Here is a 2,716-nt window from a genome sequence, read left to right as displayed (position 1 = left end):
AGCACATCGGCCTCAGCAGCCTTGACCGCCACCATCGCCCCACCCTCGGGCAACGCCTGCATCAAACCCGCACGCGCCGACACCAACCGACACGCTTCAGGGAGCGACAGGACTCCGGCCACATGGGCCGCCGCGATCTCACCGATCGAGTGGCCGGCCAGGAAGTCCGGCCGAACACCCCACGACTCCAACAACCGGTAAAGCGCAACCTCGAACGCGAACAGCGCTGGCTGGGTGAACTCCGTGCGGTCCAACCGCTCCGCATCCTCACCCCACACCACATCCCGCAACACCGGGTCGAAGCCGGCCAGCACTTCGCTGAACGCGCCCGCGAACACCGGGAACGCAGCCGACAACTCACGACCCATCCCAGGCCGCTGCGAACCCTGACCCGTGAAGACGAAGGCCGTCGAACCCGCAGACCGCGCCACCGCCGGCACGACCTCGGACAACCCGCTCAGCAACTCGTCCCGGTCCCGACCGACCACCACGGCCCGGTGCTCGAACACCGAACGTCCGGCCAAGGACACCGCAACATCGACCGGCCGGACATCCGAGTCGACGAACGACGCCAACCGCCCAGCCTGAGCACGCACCGCCTCAGCCGAACGACCCGACAACACCCACGGCACCACCGGCAAGTCGTCAGCCGCCGGCTCCCGGCGATCGTCACGCCCCTGCTCGATGATCACGTGGGCGTTCGTGCCGCTGATCCCGAACGACGAGATACCCGCTCGACGCGGCCGACCGCCGGCAGCCCACTCCCGCGCCTCCGTCAACAACCGCACGTTCCCCGCAGACCAATCCACGTGCGGGGACGGCTCGTCGACGTGCAGCGTGGACGGCAGGACCCCGTGCCGCATCGCCATGACCATCTTGATGATCCCGGCAACACCAGCAGCCGCCTGCGTGTGACCGATGTTCGACTTGATCGACCCCAACCACAACGGCACATCACGATCACGCCCATACGTCTCCAACAACGCCTGAGCCTCGATCGGATCACCCAACGTCGTACCCGTACCGTGCGCCTCCACCGCATCCACATCAGCAGCCGTCAAACCCGCATTCGCCAACGCCTGCCGGATCACCCGACGCTGGGACGGACCGTTCGGAGCCGTGAAGCCGTTCGACGCGCCGTCCTGGTTGATCGCCGTGCCGCGAACGATCGCCAACACCCGGTGACCGTTGCGGCGCGCGTCCGACAACCGCTCCACCAGCAGCATCCCGACGCCTTCACCCCACCCGGTGCCATCCGCCGAACCGGCGAACGACCGGCACCGGCCATCCGGCGACAGCCCGCGCTGCCGGCTGAACTCCACGAACGTGTCCGCGGTCGCCATGACGGTCACGCCACCGGCCAGGGCCAGCGAGCACTCACCCGACCTCAACGCCTGGCTCGCCAAGTGCAGCGCCACCAACGACGACGAACACGCCGTGTCCACCGTCACCGCGGGCCCTTCCAGCCCCAGGGTGTAAGCGACGCGACCGGACGCCATCGCGCCGGTGTTGTTGTTCGCTTCGTAGTCGTGGTACATCATCCCGGCGAACACACCGGTATCACTGCCCCGCAAGGAAACCGGGTCGATACCGGCCCTTTCAAATGCCTCCCACGAGGCCTCCAGCAGCAGCCGCTGCTGCGGGTCCATCACCAACGCCTCGTTCGGGCTGATCCCGAAGAACGCCGGGTCGAACTCCGCCGCCCCGTACAGGAAGCCGCCTTCACGCGTGTAGCTGGTGTCCTGCCGCTGACCGGTCGGGTCGAACAGCCGATCGACGTCCCACCCGCGATCGGTCGGGAACTCACCGATGGCGTCGACACCGTCCGCGACGAGCCGCCACAGGTCCTCGGGCGTGGTGACACCGCCGGGGTAGCGGCACGCCATGCCGACGATCGCGATCGGCTCATCCGTCACCGACGTCGTCGCCACGACCGCCCGCGCCCGCTCACCCTCACCGGTGACCTCGCCGAGCAAGTGCTCGGCCAACGCGAACGGCGTCGGGTAGTCGAACGCGAGCGTCGCCGACAGCCGCATGTCCAGCGCCGTGCTGAGGCCGTTGCGGAACTCCACCGCCGACAGCGAGTCGAACCCGAGGTCGTTGAACGCCTGCTCCGGATCAATAGCCTCCGGACCCGCGTGGCCCAACGTGGAGGCGGCCTGCGTCCGCACCAGCTCCACCAACACCGCGAGCCGTTGATCCTCAGCCAACCCCGCCAACCGCTCACGCCACACCGACGAACCACCGGACGCCGCCGCACGCCGCGCCGGGCGGCGCAGCAACCCGTGGAGCATGTGCGGCACATCGGCCGCGGTCGCGCCGGACATGTCGACGTGGATCGGCACCAGAGCCGGCAGGTCGAGCGACAGTGACGTGTCGAGCAGCGCCAGCCCTTCGGCGGACGACAGCGCGAGCACACCGGTCCGCCGCATCCGCTGCACGTCGGCTTCGCTCAGCTCGCCACCCATGCCCGCTTCGTCAGCCCACAGGCCCCAGGCCAGCGAGTGCGCCGCCAACCCGTTCGACCGCCGATACTCCGCCAACCCATCCAGATAGGCATTCGCCGCCGCGTAGTTGCCCTGACCCGGCGCACCCAACACACCCGACGCCGACGAGAACAACACGAACGCCGAGACATCACCCACGAGCTCGTGCAGGTTCCAGGCGGCGTCCACCTTCGGACGCAACACCCCATCGACACGGTCCGGGGTCAACG

At 68.7% G+C, this 2,716-nt stretch carries 1 protein-coding gene; it reads right to left on the bottom strand.

The genetic code is table 11. The features are described from left to right. On the bottom strand, positions 1–2,716 hold a 2,716-nt coding region (locus AB0H12_RS45135; protein ID WP_499632943.1), incomplete at both ends, for a type I polyketide synthase.

Source organism: Actinosynnema sp. NPDC023794 (assembly GCF_040639675.1).
Lineage (GTDB): Bacteria > Actinomycetota > Actinomycetes > Mycobacteriales > Pseudonocardiaceae > Actinosynnema > Actinosynnema luteola.
This window is presented reverse-complemented; position numbering and strand designations above follow the sequence as displayed.